This is a genomic window from Zobellia alginiliquefaciens (genome assembly GCF_029323795.1).
Taxonomy (GTDB): domain Bacteria; phylum Bacteroidota; class Bacteroidia; order Flavobacteriales; family Flavobacteriaceae; genus Zobellia; species Zobellia alginiliquefaciens.
Map to the genome: position 1 here is coordinate 4,770,152 of NZ_CP119758.1, position 17,465 is coordinate 4,787,616.

Annotated in this window: 17 protein-coding genes; all 17 read right to left on the minus strand. The window is 38.8% G+C overall.

What is annotated here, in order from left to right:
* Window positions 1-89: 89 nt before the first annotated feature.
* The 17 genes from P0077_RS19730 to P0077_RS19810 all read right to left on the minus strand — a co-directional run bounded on the left by P0077_RS19730 (window position 90) and on the right by P0077_RS19810 (window position 17,429).
* The gene (locus P0077_RS19730) at window positions 90-3,962 is read right to left on the minus strand and encodes an immunoglobulin-like domain-containing protein (RefSeq protein ID WP_276166913.1); all 3,873 of its coding nucleotides are present in this window, start codon (window positions 3,960-3,962) and stop codon (window positions 90-92) included.
* A 689-nt stretch (window positions 3,963-4,651) separates the two neighbouring features.
* Window positions 4,652-5,188: a conjugal transfer protein TraO gene (locus tag P0077_RS19735; protein WP_276166914.1), complete on the minus strand. Its 537-nt coding sequence runs from the start codon at window positions 5,186-5,188 to the stop codon at window positions 4,652-4,654.
* Window positions 5,185-6,198 (minus strand): DUF8473 domain-containing protein, encoded by a 1,014-nt coding sequence (locus P0077_RS19740; RefSeq protein WP_276166915.1) that lies wholly within the window; start codon window positions 6,196-6,198, stop codon window positions 5,185-5,187. Before P0077_RS19740 ends, P0077_RS19735 begins: the two co-directional genes overlap by 4 nt.
* A 268-nt stretch (window positions 6,199-6,466) precedes the next feature.
* Window positions 6,467-7,159 carry a hypothetical protein gene (locus P0077_RS19745; RefSeq protein WP_276166916.1) on the minus strand — a complete coding sequence of 231 codons (693 nt, stop codon included), beginning with the start codon at window positions 7,157-7,159 and terminating at the stop codon, window positions 6,467-6,469.
* 42 nt (window positions 7,160-7,201) lie between these two features.
* Window positions 7,202-7,627 (minus strand): hypothetical protein, encoded by a 426-nt coding sequence (locus tag P0077_RS19750; RefSeq protein WP_276166917.1) that lies wholly within the window; start codon window positions 7,625-7,627, stop codon window positions 7,202-7,204.
* 190 nt (window positions 7,628-7,817) lie between these two features.
* Window positions 7,818-8,567: a toxin-antitoxin system YwqK family antitoxin gene (locus P0077_RS19755; protein WP_276166918.1), complete on the minus strand. Its 750-nt coding sequence runs from the start codon at window positions 8,565-8,567 to the stop codon at window positions 7,818-7,820.
* A 120-nt stretch (window positions 8,568-8,687) separates the two neighbouring features.
* Window positions 8,688-9,065, minus strand: a complete 378-nt coding sequence (locus P0077_RS19760) for a hypothetical protein (protein WP_276166919.1) — start codon at window positions 9,063-9,065, stop codon at window positions 8,688-8,690.
* A 112-nt stretch (window positions 9,066-9,177) separates the two neighbouring features.
* Window positions 9,178-9,384, minus strand: coding sequence for a hypothetical protein (locus P0077_RS19765; protein WP_276166920.1), 207 nt, complete (start codon window positions 9,382-9,384; stop codon window positions 9,178-9,180).
* 202 nt (window positions 9,385-9,586) lie between these two features.
* Window positions 9,587-10,525 carry a hypothetical protein gene (locus P0077_RS19770; RefSeq protein WP_276166921.1) on the minus strand — a complete coding sequence of 313 codons (939 nt, stop codon included), beginning with the start codon at window positions 10,523-10,525 and terminating at the stop codon, window positions 9,587-9,589.
* A 9-nt stretch (window positions 10,526-10,534) separates the two neighbouring features.
* Window positions 10,535-10,927, minus strand: a complete 393-nt coding sequence (locus P0077_RS19775; RefSeq protein ID WP_276166922.1) for a hypothetical protein — start codon at window positions 10,925-10,927, stop codon at window positions 10,535-10,537.
* Entirely contained in the window at window positions 10,924-11,229 is a 306-nt protein-coding gene (locus P0077_RS19780; RefSeq protein WP_276166923.1) for a hypothetical protein, read from the minus strand. Before P0077_RS19780 ends, P0077_RS19775 begins: the two co-directional genes overlap by 4 nt.
* A 502-nt stretch (window positions 11,230-11,731) precedes the next feature.
* Window positions 11,732-12,973: a hypothetical protein gene (locus P0077_RS19785; RefSeq protein ID WP_276166924.1), complete on the minus strand. Its 1,242-nt coding sequence runs from the start codon at window positions 12,971-12,973 to the stop codon at window positions 11,732-11,734.
* Between the two features lie 12 nt (window positions 12,974-12,985).
* Window positions 12,986-13,375, minus strand: coding sequence for a type VI secretion system tube protein TssD (gene tssD / locus P0077_RS19790; RefSeq protein ID WP_276166925.1), 390 nt, complete (start codon window positions 13,373-13,375; stop codon window positions 12,986-12,988).
* Between the two features lie 140 nt (window positions 13,376-13,515).
* Complete coding sequence (locus P0077_RS19795; RefSeq protein ID WP_276166926.1) at window positions 13,516-14,874, minus strand: DUF5458 family protein; 1,359 nt, start codon at window positions 14,872-14,874, stop codon at window positions 13,516-13,518.
* Between the two features lie 6 nt (window positions 14,875-14,880).
* Complete coding sequence (locus tag P0077_RS19800) at window positions 14,881-15,333, minus strand: hypothetical protein (RefSeq protein ID WP_194527491.1); 453 nt, start codon at window positions 15,331-15,333, stop codon at window positions 14,881-14,883.
* 313 nt (window positions 15,334-15,646) lie between these two features.
* Entirely contained in the window at window positions 15,647-16,036 is a 390-nt protein-coding gene (gene tssD / locus P0077_RS19805) for a type VI secretion system tube protein TssD (RefSeq protein WP_276166927.1), read from the minus strand.
* A 373-nt stretch (window positions 16,037-16,409) separates the two neighbouring features.
* On the minus strand, window positions 16,410-17,429 hold the full coding sequence (locus tag P0077_RS19810) for a PKD domain-containing protein (RefSeq protein ID WP_276166928.1): 1,020 nt from the start codon (window positions 17,427-17,429) through the stop codon (window positions 16,410-16,412).
* Between the last annotated feature and the right edge of the window lie 36 nt (window positions 17,430-17,465).

Genomic DNA, 17,465 nt, shown 5'->3' on the forward strand with positions numbered 1-17,465 from the left:
CCCTGAGGCCAGGCTGTGTTTGAAAAAATATGATTGACTAATTAGATGATTTACAACTATGTATAATTACCATCATACTTACCTAAACATCAAGGTATTCCATTATTTTTTACTAAAGTAAAACTTTTCGTAGCACCTTCATCGTTTTCAATTGTTACGCTCGATTGCGAAGTAGGAATTATCTCCATATGAGAAGATGAGAATGTTACATTGCCACTGGAAGGCATATCGAATTCATAAAAATCGGTCTCTGTAAATTCAGTACTATCAGATCCATTCCAAGAGGTATACGCCGACCCGCCTCCTGACACGCTAGCATTCCCCTTACCTGCTCCATATGATCGCAATGTAACTGTCACCCTTGACCCACCCGGTGCTGTGTAAACACCTGTAGATTCATTATATGTTATTGTTACTTGTGGAGCAGTTACGTTTACTCTTCTAGTTTTCTGAGGTGCTGGATTTCCAGCTAAATCACTCACATTATAGGTAACAGTATAGCTACCGACTACACTCATATTCGGAAGACCTGAAACTACTACATTTGCTGTTATATCACCATCTATATTGTCCGTTGCCGAATAGCCAGGGTCAACATAGGTAGCTCCCCTCGTTCGGTTAACCGTTCCACCTACCAAGGTGATTTCGGGAGCGGTTTCATCAAGGGCGGCGGTTACGTTTACGATTCGTGTCATCTCCTGGGCTCCATTGCCTGCGGCATCCACCACATTATAGGTCACCGTGTAGCTATCCGCCACGTTCATGTTCGGAAGACCGGAAACCACAACACTCGCGGTAATATCACCGTCAACATCGTCCATCGCACTATAGCCCGGCTCTACATATGTTCCGCCGACGGTTAAATTCTCCGTCCCCCCAAACAAAGTAATCTCAGGAGCGGTTTCATCAGGGGCAGGCGTTACGTTGACAATTCTCGTCTTCCCCTGGGCTGCATTTCCAGCTGCATCCATTACATTGTAGGTTACCGTATAGCTATCCGCTACGCTCATATCAGGCAGACCCGAAACCACGACGCTACCCGAGATATTCCCATCAACATCATCCATCGCACTATAGCCCGGCTCTATGTATGTGTTTCCTACGCTTAGATTGACCGTTCCCCCTACCAAAGTAATTTCGGGAGCTGTTTCATCAAGGACCGCCGTTACGTTGACAATCCTAGTCTTCTCCTGGGCTGTATTTCCAGCTCCATCCATCACATTATAGGTGACCGTATAGCTGTCCGCTACGTTCATGTTGGGATGGCCGGAAACGACGACGCTACCCGTGATATTTCCATCAACATTGTCCATGGCAGAATAGCCTGGCTCAATATAAGTTTCCCCTACCGTCAAATTCACCGTTCCACCTACCAAGGTGATTTCGGGAGCTGTTTCATCAAGCGCGGCGGTTACGTTTACAAATCTTGTTTTCTCCAAAGCTTCATTCCCCGCGGAATCCATCACATTATAGGTCACCTCATATGTACCTATTGTACTCGTATCGACACCGCTTTGGTCCACCACGATGCTCCCCGTCATGTCACCGTCAACATTATCGTTGGCCGTAGCGCCCGGGTCATTATAGTTCTGTCCGACGGTTATTTCAACATCGCCCCCTATCAAATCGATTACAGGTGGCGTAGTATCCGGAGCAGTAACCACACGTACCGTACGTATCACTTCATCGGCAGGGTTCCCCGCGGAATCCATCACATTATAGGTCACCTCATATGTACCTATTGTACTCGTATCGACACCGCTTTGGTCCACCACGATGCTCCCCGTGATGTCACCGTCAACATTATCGTTGGCCGTAGCGCCCGGGTCATTATAGTTCTGTCCGACGGTTATTTCAACATCGCCCCCTATCAAATCGATTACAGGTGGCGTAGTATCCGGAGCAGTAACCACACGTACCGTACGTATCACTTCATCGGCAGGGTTCCCCGCGGAATCCATCACATTATAGGTCACCTCATATGTACCTATTGTACTCGTATCGACACCGCTTTGGTCCACCACGATGCTCCCCGTGATGTCACCGTCAACATTATCGTTGGCCGTAGCGCCCGGGTCATTATAGTTCTGTCCGACGGTTATTTCAACATCGCCCCCTATCAAATCGATTACAGGTGGCGTAGTATCCGGAGCAGTAACCACACGTACCGTACGTATCACTTCATCGGCAGGGTTCCCCGCGGAATCCATCACATTATAGGTCACCTCATATGTACCTATTGTACTCGTATCGACACCGCTTTGGTCCACCACGATGCTCCCCGTGATGTCACCGTCAACATTATCGTTGGCCGTAGCGCCCGGGTCATTATAGTTCTGTCCGACGGTTATTTCAACATCGCCCCCTATCAAATCGATTACAGGTGGCGTAGTATCCGGAGCAGTAACCACACGTACCGTACGTATCACTTCATCGGCAGGGTTCCCCGCGGAATCCATCACATTATAGGTCACCTCATATGTACCTATTGTACTCGTATCGACACCGCTTTGGTCCACCACGATGCTCCCCGTCATGTCACCGTCAACATTATCGTTGGCCGTAGCGCCCGGGTCATTATAGGTTCCCCCAAGGGTTAATTCTTGGGGATTAGAACCAATCAATTCAATTATTGGGGCAGTATCGTCCGGACTTACCGTAACATTGACTTGCCAAGTTCTTTGCGTTCCGTTCTCCGCGGTGACCGTATAGGTAACGGCACTCGAAAAATCTCTAACAATATTTATCGCAGGGTCCACCGTGGCGTCCGGTGAAACGACCATTACGCTCGGCGCTACGTTCAGGTCCGTACCATCTGGCACGTTCACCGTTACGGTACGGTTGTCCGTATCTATGTCCGAAGCGTTCTGTCCGGGCAGTTCGAAAGCGAGGATGTCGTTGCCGCCCACCACCGGAATGGTCAGTACACTGGCGGTCACCGCCCATACCTGCTCTGTACCGTTGCCCGAGGTGACGGTATATTGAACAGGGGAACCGAAGTCCCGTGCCTGTAGAAGCCCCGGTTCTACGGTGGCCCCTTCGGATACCGTCAGCATAATAGGTGCTACGCTCAGTAGTGTGCCCTCGGGAACGGTCACCGAAACGGTATGTGCCTGCGTATCTATCGTTGCGGTCTCTATCTGTCCGTTCAGGGCGAAGGCCTCGATATCGTTGGCCGACAACAACGATACACCGGTGATCTCCACTATGACGCTCCCCGTCACGTCCGGGTCGGAGACCGAAGTGGCCGTTATCGTAACCGTTCCAGCGGAAAGACCGGTCAACAGTCCGTTATCGTCTACGGATGCTATCGTGTCGTCACCGGAGGACCAGCTCACGCTCGGGTCCGTGGCGTTCTGGGGAAGGACCGCGGCCACCAGTTTTCGCTGCGCTCCCGTGGCCCCGGCATCCTCCTGGGAAACGGTGATACTTGTTACGGGTACCCTGTCCGGCGGTATTACCTCTACGGTGACCGTGTCGCTAGCATCGGGGTTGGAGACCGAGGTAACGGTAACCTGGGCCGTACCCAGTCCGACCGCGATACAAACGTTGTTTTCGTCGATGAATACGACATCCGGATCACTGGAGACCACCGTTACCTCTTGGTCGGTAGCGTTGGAAGGTTCGAAAACGAAGGCCGGGGGTATTTCGTCCCCCAGTTTCATCTTTATCGTATCCTGGCTCGAAAGGGTTATGGAGATTACCTCGATGAACTCGGAAACGTTGAAGTCCAGTCCCGTTTCTATTTCCTGGCCGTTACTGTCCCTAAGGGTGAAGACCAATCGCTGTGGCCCCAGTTCGGAAGGTGTAAAGACAAGGGGATAGGTACCTGCCGAGATAGGACCATATTCCCCGTTCGGGGCATAGCCGTTCTCCTCGGACGGCTCAAGGCTCCCGGAGCCCGAAGCGAACCCGTAGATGGTCTCATAGTCCACGTCCTGCGAGGCCTCGTCCGTTTCCAACAGAAGGGAAAGCGCTACGGGCTTTTCAAGTTCGAGCTGCGAGAATTCGCTCGAGGCCTCCCAGACCACCGGGACATCGGAAAGCTCGTACATGACCTCGATATCCTCCGAGATGCCGAAATTATCGGCCCCTGTTATCCTTACCCTGTGCTCCCCCGTTGCGGAACCCTTGTACAGAAGCGGGGCGCTAAGTCCCGTGGGCATGGACCATCCCTTTCCGGATTCCAAGGGGTTGCCCTCCATATCCTCGAAATGGCCCTCGCCGTCCAGTATCTCGTAGGTGATATTGTACTCGTAGTCCTCCAGTACCTCTTCCGGTACGATCGTAAATGTGCTGGGAAGCCCTTGGTTCACATAGCCTTCCGCAGTGTGCTGCTCGGTAAGCTCGAACTCCACCTCGGTGATAAGGCCCACCTCCTTGGTGCACGCCAACGCTATTAAAAAAAGACTGAAACAGCAGACTGAAACCTTAAGGTACTTCTTCATTTTTCCGAGGGACTATCGATTCTTTTTTTTAAACACCGTAAACGGTAGAACTCTCTTTTTGACAAGAAAGTCCTACAAGATATGGAATCGGTTTAAATTATATATACCCTTACATCCATTTTGGACCCAACTATCGATGAAACGTATGATTTATGGATAAGAGGAAATAATATGTACGACTTTTTTAACTGCATAATCTGCAATCAATTAAAATAGTACCTGATTCCCAATCCGCTATAATTCGTAAGATTTCCAAAATCGCTGTTTACATGGTAAAATTCGGAGGTCTTTACCAATAAGGAAAGGTGTTCGGTAAGTATAATGTCCAAATCGGCCGTAACTACTGCTCCAAAAATAAACTTACTATCCCCGTCAACAGAAATAATATTATTCAGTTCTACATTACCATTGTTCACCGACTCATAACCCGCTAAGGCTCCACCACCCAATGAAAGGGACTGCATTTTCCTGTTCCTGTTCCAGACTGTAAGAAAGTAAGAATAACTCGCTGTGACACTTGTATATGGGATACTTGCAGATCCACTTTTATAATTTGTAGAAGTGCCATTTAGTGCTATTTGGGTGTGGGTATTTTCACTCAGGTTAGTATTGTAAGTTATCTCTCCTCCATAGCCATCACCAAATAAACCACCGGATACCGAAAATGTATTGGAATAAGTTTGAGAAAAAACTACTATAGGAAAACATAGCAATAAAAGTAAAACCGTGATATGTTTCAATTCGAGGGAGAATTAATTAGTAAATAATCGAGTGGTAGTATTACCATGTTATCGCTATTCGCATCGGCCAAAACTACAGAGACTTTTTCTCTGGCGCTAATATTAAAATTTTTGAACACATATACAACTTCATTAATGCCTTCAGGATCTATACTTTCTTGGAGATTAAAAGTGTACAGCGGATTCATAATTTTCTCAAGTTGTCCAACTTTCGATTTTTTAAAAAAGCTCAGTCCTGCAATATCATATTTTTTTTTGGAGTTGTTCTCTATTTGAACCACAAAATATTTTTCGTTCCGATCCACCAAAATATTATTAAGGCGCACGGAAATTTTTTTATTCTGTCTAAAACTTCTTTTAAAAACGGTTTTCTGCAGATAGTTATTTTCGCAATAAATACGATAATACTCTTCACGATCTACATCATATAAATCCTCTTCCCCACTCTCAGCATTACTTTCAAACCTGGATTCTTTAGCCATACTGTCATTCTGCTGTAACGGAACATCTGCGACCTGTATTTGACTAATTCCATCATCTAGTTTGCTCCCTTCTGGAATATTTTGTGATGACTCTTCATAGGTTGCATCACTTATTTGACGCTGACTATCAGAATATTTTTCTGCAACTTCAGGTTTTTGCGAACTATTGTTGTTACTTGGTATGGTTCTACTTATAGCTTGATCTTTTGTTAAAATAAAACTGAATTCCGGTACTTCCTCTGCATAACTCAGTGCAAACGAATAAATATAGCCCTCTTCAGTAATAACCAAAAGATTACTTGGCCTACCATTCTTACCTTTAAGCAACCCTATATTAGAACCGCTCTCATAAGTAAATGTAAAATTTGCCGCAGGCTCTACAACTTTTTTAATATTAGATGGAAAAAAAATCGTGGTCGTTACAAAATCATTAGTTTTTACAGCAATTGGAGTCTGGGACCAAAGAATAGGGTTATTAAATAAAAAACTGCCTAGAAAAAGAATTAATAAAGTAGGGAACGACTTCATAAGTAGGTCTAATTTCTTTCAACAATGTTTAGGTATCTTACATAAGAATGTAAAACGAAAAACACAAAAATACGAATTAACGGGAAAACAAACCAAATAATCGATGAACAGAGAAGTTTGCTGGTTTTAGGTGGTTCTATATAGTTAAACAACGGAATAAAGTTTGGGAAAGAGGATAAAGTTATAGTTTTTAATACCGGCCAAATTCAAGACAGTATCCAAAATTTTGTGTAAACAGAATTTTGGATACTGTCTATTTAAAATTAGTTCAATCGATTTCTTGAAACTCCCATTCTATAACTCTTGCTTGGGGAAAATCTTCTGCTGGCAAACCCATTGCCCGAGATTGTTCATTTACTAAAAATGCTTTAAAATAAGTATCAGATGTGTTCAAAAGATGTACATGAATATCAGTTATTGGTTTTATGTTGGTCCACTGGTCTTCCGACTTATAGTCTGAGAAATAAGAGTTTGAGTAATCAATACTAGTTATTATGGAGTCATTAGCTCGTTTGTAAAGTTGGTTAAACGGCATATCTTTCCATTCCTCCAAAAACCCTTTTACCCTTTTAGAAACATACTCCACCGTACCATTTGTTTCCTTTAGTTTTGTTATCTGAGTTCTTGCCATTTTCAAATAAGATGGACATTTCTCCATCAAATTCGTAACAAAATCTGTTGCGAAAGCGTAACCTATTTTCTTTTCGTCGGTCGATTTTATTTCTTGAGCTATTCCTTTTCTAACCGTTTTAATTAAATCAGTGTTTTCACTGTTTATCGTTTTAGCAGCCACTAGCATATCTTCTAAAATAACTTGGTGAGATTTCCCATTCATTTCTATGTTTTCAATGGCTTTGCAATATTTTTGTGAAAGTTTTTCAACCAAAACATCCTTCTTTTGGGCTTGACAGCTTATTAAAAGTAAAAAGAATATTGCTAGATAAGATTTGTTGAAATTCATATAGCTCTAGGAAATATTGTTTTTCTTCTCTATTTAAAGATATCAATTAATTATTTCCAGATGACTTAAATCTGTCTCCACCTTTTCATACGTGGCGGTATCAACTTCATTCGGTTGTTTTATGACCATTAAACTATCCCTGAATGTCACGATTTCATATAATGGGTCTCCGTTTGAGTAGACCGTGTTGTCAAGGATTTTATATTTTGAGCGAAACCCCATGCCTACCTTATATTCGATTAATTGTCCTTCACTCTCAAAAACCAAATAAAAATGGTCCATGCCGTCCCCGTCTTCCGATTCATCATTCGATGCTTCGATAACATCTTCACCATCTATTCTCATGGTGAAGCCTATTTCCGGTTTTGAACGGCGCTCATAATGCCAAGTTCCGTATAAATTCACTTCACTTTCTTGACTTGACACAACAAATGGCAACAACATAATAAAAACAATAAGGTACCTCATTATTATTTGTATCTATAATATTTATTTTCCCCGCTAGCGCTCGTATTTTACGAGTGCCGTCTATGCTACTCACATTACAGTTTTCATCCTATTTCTCCAAAAACACAAAAGATTTCAGATAGATTTCTTTTTAGTTTACACCTGTTCTTAATTTGTACGGCACTCGTTGCAAACGAGCGCTAGCGAGGTATTATTGAACGAACACATCTTTTTCGAAGTATTTGAAATGCTCTTTAACAACTACGGAGCTATCAGAAGGAATGTCGTATACTATTTCCTCCAAGATACTACCTCTAACTGTCTGATTTCCTTTTTTTCTAGCGAAAATCCCAAAACCCGGAGAAAAAGAACCATCACTAAAAGTGTCTTTTTTTATCAACCCGTTTTCATATTCATTTTCAACGATTACCGTTAAGAAATAGTAATCCGACAGATAATATTTATCCGATGTATAGTTGGAATTATAGTTCAAAACTTTTCCAATATTTTTACCCACCTCTATCGTATCGGATATTTCCAAACTAAAGAAAGAACTGTTTTTTAAGTCTATTTCCTCATTATTCAGATAATGTATCGATTGATTCTTGTACATACTGTCACGGACGATAACGTACTCCTCAAAACTCTTTGGTTTCCCATCTTCTCGATAATAGTTCCACCAACCCTTTTTAATGTCTTCTTCAAAAAGTCCTTTTGATTTCAGGTTCCCATTTCTATAATATACATAAACCGTATCCGAAATACTACCATTTACGTATTTCCCTTTGGTTTTGACTTCCCCCGAATCATAATATTCAGTATACCCCCCGTTAAACAATCCATTTTCGCCTATCGTAGATTCAAACTTTAAATTACCACTTGGGTAGAGCTCTTTATGTACTTCATTTTTACAGGAGAACACAACAAAAAAGATGAGTAGAAAACTTGACGTACGAAACATTATTAATTTTGTTTTAACCAATGGTTAACCCCTCCTCTTTCTATCATTTTCCCGACGGATTGAATCTAGGACTCTAAGCCTGTAACCGAAAGCCACCTAATCTTCGTAGTATTCTAAAGATTACTTCACATAAATTTCATAAAGAATATGATCCTCGATCGTTCGAAAACGAACGCTATCTGGACTTACTTCTTCATACAAATAATCTTTAATGTAACCTTCTAATGAGTGATTACCTCTCTTATTGAACTTAATACCGTAAATAATAAAAAGAGAATCGTGTATTCTAGCGAAAGTATCGGATTTTTTATTTTGGAATTCCGAGAAATCTTCGGAAAGCTTATCAGTATTTGCAAAATATAAATCTACAAAATGAGTTGTTTTAGATGTCTTCTTTATGGTGTCAAACTTTGATTTATAAACAATATATCCTTTTATAGAATCCTTCAAGGCTATAGTGTCCGGTAATTTAAAGTCCAAATATCTATCCCCGTCCAAAACACGAAAATTTTCACTAATCCTTGGTGAAATAACTACCTCCTGACTTTTATTTCTTTTGCTTTGATTATCCTTACAACTATAACAGATAAAGCCAAAAAGAAATATGTATTTAATAATCGCCCTTATCGAATATTTCTTCTGCACGTTCTTGGTTCTTTTTATTTTCTTTATAAATTAAATCTTGTGACTTTTTTAGAATTTTCTTTTGCAAGATAGTATCTCTTATTTCCTGCACGCCAACATAATACAATTCATCATTGAAAAGTTCTACAACAGGTCGAACCTTTTTAAATCTATATAATGTATCAATACTCATTTTTAGACCTAATGAATCTTGGTTCGGATGGGTCAAAAAATATTCCCCCGCTAGCGCTCATATTTTTCGAGTGCCGTCTATATTTACTCACATTACAGTTTTCATCTTAATTATCTAAAAACACACTAGACTTCAGATAACTGTACTTTTAGTTTAATCCTGCTCTTACTTTGTACGGCACTCGTTGCGGGAGGGAAACAATCTACTTAAATTTTATTGTAGAAGTCAATTGATTGAATTTTTCAATATTCTCCTGAAAGTTTTCTTTCGCACTCCCCATTATAGCCAAGGCTCTTCTACCATCTTGGATAACAGTAAATACTATCTGGGTTTCCACACCTTCAGATTCGCCATAAACCAATTCTTTAAAACAATGGTAACCATTTATGTTATCTTTTGATGTTTGTTTTCTACCAGTAACTTTAAACCCTTTCTCAATACTAGAGTTTATGACGTTGTCAACTATAAAATTTAAATTGGGATTAGCAGGATCAACGAGCATTTGGTTTATAACATATGAAGAAACATTTACATCACTAGGCTCCTCTGCATTTTCCGTAAAGTGAAATATTTCATTTGAACGAAAAAATAGTTTAAAGCCACTCTTTTCTATATCAATAGAAAAAAATGCTGCTTCCATCAAGCCTATTTCTCGGTCTTTGTCATATTTTATGCTTTTAAATGAATTTATTATATGACTAACTTCAGTGTTGTTAGTATTGTTCGTAACAGCAACCGCTAATACAGAAAAAAAAGCATCGCCAAAAACCAAGGTTACGGCTCTGTTTGCATAGTCACTATTGGTAACGAGCACTTTTCCATAGTAATCATCAATTATCGTTTCTTCAAATTCATATACAATTGCTCCTATTTTCTCATATGCTTTTTTGGAATACTTGTTAGAATCCGCATAATAATCTGTACCATACATATCATAAAAGCGGATAATCTCATTATCACCGTTTTCAAGACCTATAAAATCTTTTGATAGTTGAAACCCTGATGGTAATTGAAGGGATATTCTCGTTCCCGGAACTAATGTTAAATCTTTTTTTGTTTTATCGCTAATAAGAGTTTTTTGAGATGAACAAAGCGATGTAAAAAGAAAAAATAAGGGTAAAACAAGATATTTAAAATTCATACAAATCACCTAAAACTCTTGAAACCTGTTCTTTTTCCTCTTTGGCAATGAAAACCCAGCTTTCTTGATAAGTATTGTATCACTTACTACACTATCCAATAGAATTTCACTTGAGCTCGGGTTCTTAGAAGAGTACCTAACTTTATAAAAATGATTTAAATATAATTTTTTATTTTCATAAAATGGTGATGTTGAATGATACTCCTTACCTGTAACATAATATTTATAGACCAAACTTGGACCAGCCGTAGCGGTTCCTCCATCAATATCATAGACGTAGCCAATTGTGTATTTTTCATGTTGGGCAATATCATATTTGGACCAAACTGTTATTGCTAATAATACTCCAGCAAAAAGAAAAAATAGCAATAGGCTAAAATATTTATTTTTCAATAAATTCAATTCTCTTTAATTTTTTTAGAAGCAGCACCTATCGTAATTTTTATAGTAGACTTTCCTCCTTGTGCGAAAATATCACCAAGACCGGGAGCAAAGGTGGACAATGGTTTTCCAACGCCTTCAGTAAATGAACTACTAGCTTTATATTTTAAACTACCAAAAACCATGTTAGTAGTAAAATTATTTAAATTGTTTGTACCATAATCGTTTTTAGATTTCCAGTCAAATGCAGATTTTATAACGACACCTCCATAATTACTAAAAAAACCACTCACTCCTACATCAAATTTGTCGATTTTTTGCAATACGCATATTATCTTGTTCTACCGTACACTTTTCAAGGAAATATTTGTTTCAAATTTTAATCAAAGCAACTCTAATTCGATAAGTCTATTCCAAGGAAAATTTTAAAAAAAATAGGATAGAACGCTAAGAAAAAACAAAAGAATAAATATAGAAAAAAATGAAAATTCCTATTTTCATCATCAAGGTTTCGAAATTCATCTATAATAGTTATCCATTTATTGTTTTTATAAAACAAAAGATAACTTAATCCTAAAAAGAAAAAAGAACAAATTAAAACATGATGGGGTCCAACATTCTTCAGCAAATTAATCACAAAAGAAATTTTAAGAACATAGGAGAGCGTAACCATAAGAAATACGAACTGCGCCATTAAGGTTAGCGCAGTACCCACTAATGCAGAAAACTGGGCGTCATTGTCCCAAAGACTGCGAGAGAACTTGTACTGAAGGTAAAACATATACCTATAAAACCTTGGCGGACGTAGATTTTCTATCCAGCTCATTAATAAAATTTTTCAAAAAGCACCTTTTTCCTTGCGACTCCTGTATTATCTTGCTTCACCGTACGTTCTTCTAGATAATACTTTTTTTCTTCTTCCATAGTTGGTTGGTACTCAATTTCAAAATTCATGTCTTTCATAAGAAATCCATATTTTTGGTCAAATAGCATCTTATTTCGTAAACTATTCTCGCTCATTGACATTCCACTTGGCTTACCCCAATCTCCAAAAACTCCAGAGATATCTAAAATTAAATATGTCCCAGAAATTACCCACCCCACTGGGCCACCCCAAACCCCAATTGCTCCAATGACAATGTCAACTGTAGCTTTGGTATATACTTCATATTGATTAGAGTCATCACTTTGCAAAGCATCATAAGCTCCATAACCACTGTAAACTGCACTTGCATAAAAAGCTATTTTTCCAATTCTATTAAATATCTTAGATCTTTTTAAAGCTGCATTAGCTCCTTTTTGATGACCACCAACACCTGTAGCAAAGCCTCCTCTTTGTTTATTGAGATTTCTAAGCAACCCTTCTTTTGTACGATACCATCCATTTGCATTTTTAAGAGCATCACCTGTACGCCAGGGAGTCAGATCTCCCAATTGATTAATTTCAAGAGCTCCTGACAACATACCTCCTATGCCCGTACTATTTTTGGAAATATTATACATAGGATCTTCCCAATAACCCCCATTAGATTTAGGAATATCGTAGTTATAATCAAAATCTCCCGTTCTGGTCATAGATAAATCATAACCTGAAGAAACAATATCATTGTCAACAAAAAGTATACTAGTTTCCGTTACTGAATCTTTGGCCCATACCCGAACTGCCGGCCTATTATCATTTTCCGGATTTTCAAACACATCAACCTTAATATTTGCCTGTTTAGACACCTGCATCCAACGCATACCATCCCATACTTCAAATCCGTCTGAAGTTTCTCTTACATATTCATAAGAATCTATCTCTGGAAGTCCTTCTTCTACATTTTCGGGAAATTCAAAATCTTGCGCCGCCGTTTCAACACTGCAAGAATTGCCTTGCATTGCTAAATCTAATTTTTGAAGTGTATTCGAAATATCAATCTTGTAATTATCCACCTGAACTTTAATCAAATCCAAGAATGCATCTCTAGGATCACCTCCATGACTAACGTTTTTGGCCGATTGCCAAGATTGCTGTATGGCCGGCTGTAGAATACTATCTAGTTCTTTTAGTAGTTCTTCTTCCATAAATTCAGGATTTTACTCGCCCCATTGATTTTCAAAATTCATATCGCCAATAGTAATGGTTTTTGCAGAAATCACGATTCTTTTTTGCATGGGCCTAGAACTTATAGCATCAAAATTCTCTGTAAGTTTAACACAAAATCCTTTGGTAAACTTCACTTCTTGTAGTTTTGACATGGCATCACGCTTAAAGAAAACGATGGTACCATCTTTTGTTTGTTCAGGCTCATTCATCCAATGAAACAAATCATATTCACCCTTTGATTCAACAGTGACCATAATTTGTCCTCCTCTTGGTTTACCTGATGGTTTGCCTGTTCCATCAATAGGCTGTTCAAAATTATAGGTACAGTTAAGCACATTATATATCTGCCCGTCAACAGTAAGTTTTGCTAAAAATGACATAATTATTCAGGTTTTTAAAGTGGTAAGTTACGGTTCATAGGGTTAACTCTTAAGCAAAAGAGTCCTAACCAAAAACCTAGTTTTTGTTTATTATTCTCTATAACAAGACCTTAGAAGATATAACTTCGTTTAGAACTGTTTTACTGTTGTGCGTACTCCGTATCCCAATCCGTACCTTCATCTCCTTTTTGACCATCCATTTTGATCATAAAGTTTTTGGCCGGGAAATAAGGTTTTAGGCGTACATCTAAATAAATACGGTCTTTTTGGTTCGGGTCTTGCTCAAACCTACGGATCTCAAAATTCTCTATTAGTTTATCCGGACCGGTAATATCATCTAAAAAGCGTACAATCTGAGATTGTATCTCATTACGCGTTTTGGTCGTGAAATTCTCAAAAGCCCTACGGTTCAGAAAGTCCATTAACACCTTGGCTACATAATCAAACACACGAACTACAGAATACGTCTGAAGACCTAAATTGTCTCCATTAAAAAGGGTCTTGGCAGAAAATGCCATTACCTTACCATATTCGTTCACCATAGGTACCAATCCTAGGTTCTCAAGATTAGCAATTTCGCTTTTTCTTAGATCAAAGCTTACACCATCTACCTCACTAAGGCCACCGTGCTTTTTACCCGCAGTTACCTGAGACATTAGGGTTTTGTAAATTTTACCGGCAAGTGCTCCAGAAGGCGGTACATGGACATCTTCTTCTTCACCTACTTCATCATGTTTGCCACGGCCTACCAACCAGTTACAGGTCATAATGGTATTGGACAAGTACATATCTCCACTAGCAAGATTGGCACTTTCAAACATTTCCATAACATCGTCCGGCTCATCTAAATGCGCAAAATCCGTTACCAAGGTTACCTTATTGTCATGAGCTACCTTCGCCCATTTATCTACTACGGATTTAGAGCCCAAGTATCCAGGAAGCACCATAAGTGAATAGTTCTCACGAAGGTCTAAACGATCGTATTTAGAAACCAGTTCTTCACGTATATGATCAAAGAAACGGGTGTTGTCCAAATCTGTAAGTTGGTCTAGTTCCGCGTTGATGATAGAAACGTTCTTTAAAGAAGGTAAATCCGTATTTTTATAGAACAAAGCTACGGAACGGTAAGAGGTTTCCAACTCTCGTGTTTCCTCTAGAGCTGCCTTTAAGTTTTTTGTAAGTACCTGTTGTGATAAAGCTGCTTTATCATCTGCCGCTTGTACCAAATCTATGATATCATCGCCAGACTTAAGGGTTTCTGACCAAAGTTCTAATTTCTTTAAAAGCTCTTCGCGCTCTTGCTTCTTATTGTTTTCGGTAAGGAACATTTTTCTTCGCGCCTTACGATCGGGGTTTAAGTTCTGTACATCGTCAATGGCAGACTCCAAAAGGTCGTATCCACCGTATTTGACAAGTCCGTCCGATTTTTCCTTTATCTGTTGCGCAAAGGGCTTTTCACTAAGCTGAGCAGCTTTTTGGTTGTTCTGTGTATCGGCCATTTAAGTTTATTTAGTATTTTTAATTTCTTCGATCAAAGCATCTATGGTACCTACCAAAGATTTTTTAGCTTCAGGATCTTCTAAAGCGGCTTTCAAGATTTTATTGGTCTTTAATTGCTTAATGATTTTTTTGTATTGATCACTCTCAATTTCAAGCTCCTTTAAAAAAACACTATTATTAATAATGCCTTTTTTACCAAAATCACCCAGGTTTTTAAATTTCAGGGTTTCGTTTACGGTACCGCCGTTTTTATCTTCAAAAGGAATTTTGAGTTCGGGTTCGTAATGTTCAAAAATATCCTCAACGGTTCTTAGACCTTCTACCACTTCTGGCTTTACCGGTGCATTTGGGGTGAGCTTACCGGCAATTAAAGCTCTGTTCTGTGGAATTTCGTTCAAGGCTTCACTAGCATCGCCTTTTACTTCGTTACCACCAATACCTACGTTATCAATAGCCATATTTAATTTGTTTTAATTTCTAAATTTACTTAAAAAAAAGTTATGCGCAAATAAAGTAACCGATTGTACATAGGTAGGTTTTTTCCTTAATATTACCTAAACGTTATCTACGTATAGAAATACGACAATCAGTACTTTTGAATCATAAACTTTCCTAATAGCAATATTTAAAAGGCATTTATACGATATAGATTCATCACAATTACCTAGGAAACAGGTATGAAATGTAAAATTTAATAGTTCGTTGGTTAAAAAAGTAAAAAAAAGGAGGCGTTTGCTTGCCTCCTTTTCATATTATAGATTGATAAATGGATTACATTACCCATTCGTTCTGGTGCTGACCACCACCAATACTCAATTCTTTTGCAGACAAAGTAAACGTCTCCGTTAAAGGATTGGTTCCAGAGGCATCAAAGTTTTCTCTGTACTTTACCATATAGGCTTCCGTAAACTTGATTTCTTTAAGTTTAGCGTCCGTATCTCTTTTTGTGTAAGTAATAGACCCATCTTTCTTACCGAAGTTATCCATCATTAATTCAACACCGGCAGTGTCGTCATTGGATTCTACAGTAACAGTAATCTTACCTCCTCTTGTTACAGAAGATGGACGACCTGTTGGATCTGTTTCTTGAAAAAGATCGTAGTTACAACTTAAAACATTGTACTCTTTTCCTCCTAAATTCAATTTAGCTTTAAAAGACATAAAAAATAATTTTTGTGGTAATTAATACCTGATTAAATATATATAAACGTCAATAAGACAATGCTAAACTATTAAATATCTGATAGTCTCCAAATATTTTTCGATAAAGTGCAAGTTTTTATAAATATTCGACATAAAAAATAACGTAGGAAAAAAGCTATTTTAATAATAGTAAATACCACTATATACTGAAGATAAATTCATTGCCAATATACCATTTTAACAGGGAACAATTCGTGAAGTAAACCTATTCCAAAAACCTGAATTAAGACCCGATAAAAAATGTAAGTTTTAAAAAAACCACTCTTCTTCCACTTGTGTCGGGTCACACCAACCTAGTAATTCTTATATTAAGTCCTCACGAAAGCATCCACTAAAAACTCTTCCAGAACAATCCTTTTTTGGTCCGCATGTCAACCGTCATACTTTTTATACAACCAGTTTGCTTATCCCTATAGAGTTTAAGGCTATTGATTTCTATTTTAACGTCCCGTACCGCTTTAAAGAATTGGCTAACCGTAAAACGATCTCCGCTTTTATTGAAAACAGGAATGTTCGTTACACAAAAATAGTTTCGTATGCTAACGTCATCTAGATTTCTGACCGAGTACCTTAATAACATATCTTCTATCTCTTCATTTGAGATTTCAATATATGGAGGTTTGTCTACAGTATCTTCTTCTACAACTACTGGTTTCTCTTCTTTTGGCGCTTCAGGAATTGTTGCCAAAACATTTTCTATGGGCGCACTAGCATTTCTACTTCTACTAATTCTCACTTTCTTTTTGGAAGGGTATACCGTTAAAATACGCTTTGCCTCGTGTCTGCGATCACCATTCACCACAAGTAGAATGGTTTTTTCCCCGGAAGACTTGTAAGTATATGTTTCCCTTCTATCATTGCCGTCTACAGTTGCTGTTTCCCCAAAGCTCCATTGCCAAGAAGTAGCGAATTTGGAATCGTTAAAAAATTCGACTTCATCACCTACCCTAACCTGTTTTGGCAAAACAATATTGGGAATAAGCTTTGCATCACGCACTATCTTGTCCTTAGATATTACAATTTCACGAGATGCTACACATTCGCCATTCATTTGTAAAGAAATCGAATATTTACCAGGTTTTTTAAATTGATGAACAACGTCTGATCGGAACGCCTCAGGTTCATTGTCCCCAAAATTCCAAGTCCAGTTAAATCCTGAAGGATCCGTGCTTTTAAATTCTATTAAATCTTCAGTTGTGTAGGAATTGGAAATAATCTCAAAATCTACATTGCTACAATCAACCTCACTGTTCAAACGAAAAGAAAAAAGGGCTAATCCCGCAAAGAACAATACTAAAAAAGTGATAAACACGTTAAGGTCAAAGTGAGTTTTAATACTTTTATTATTCATAATTAATCTCTAATTTTATCCATTGTTCCCTTCAAT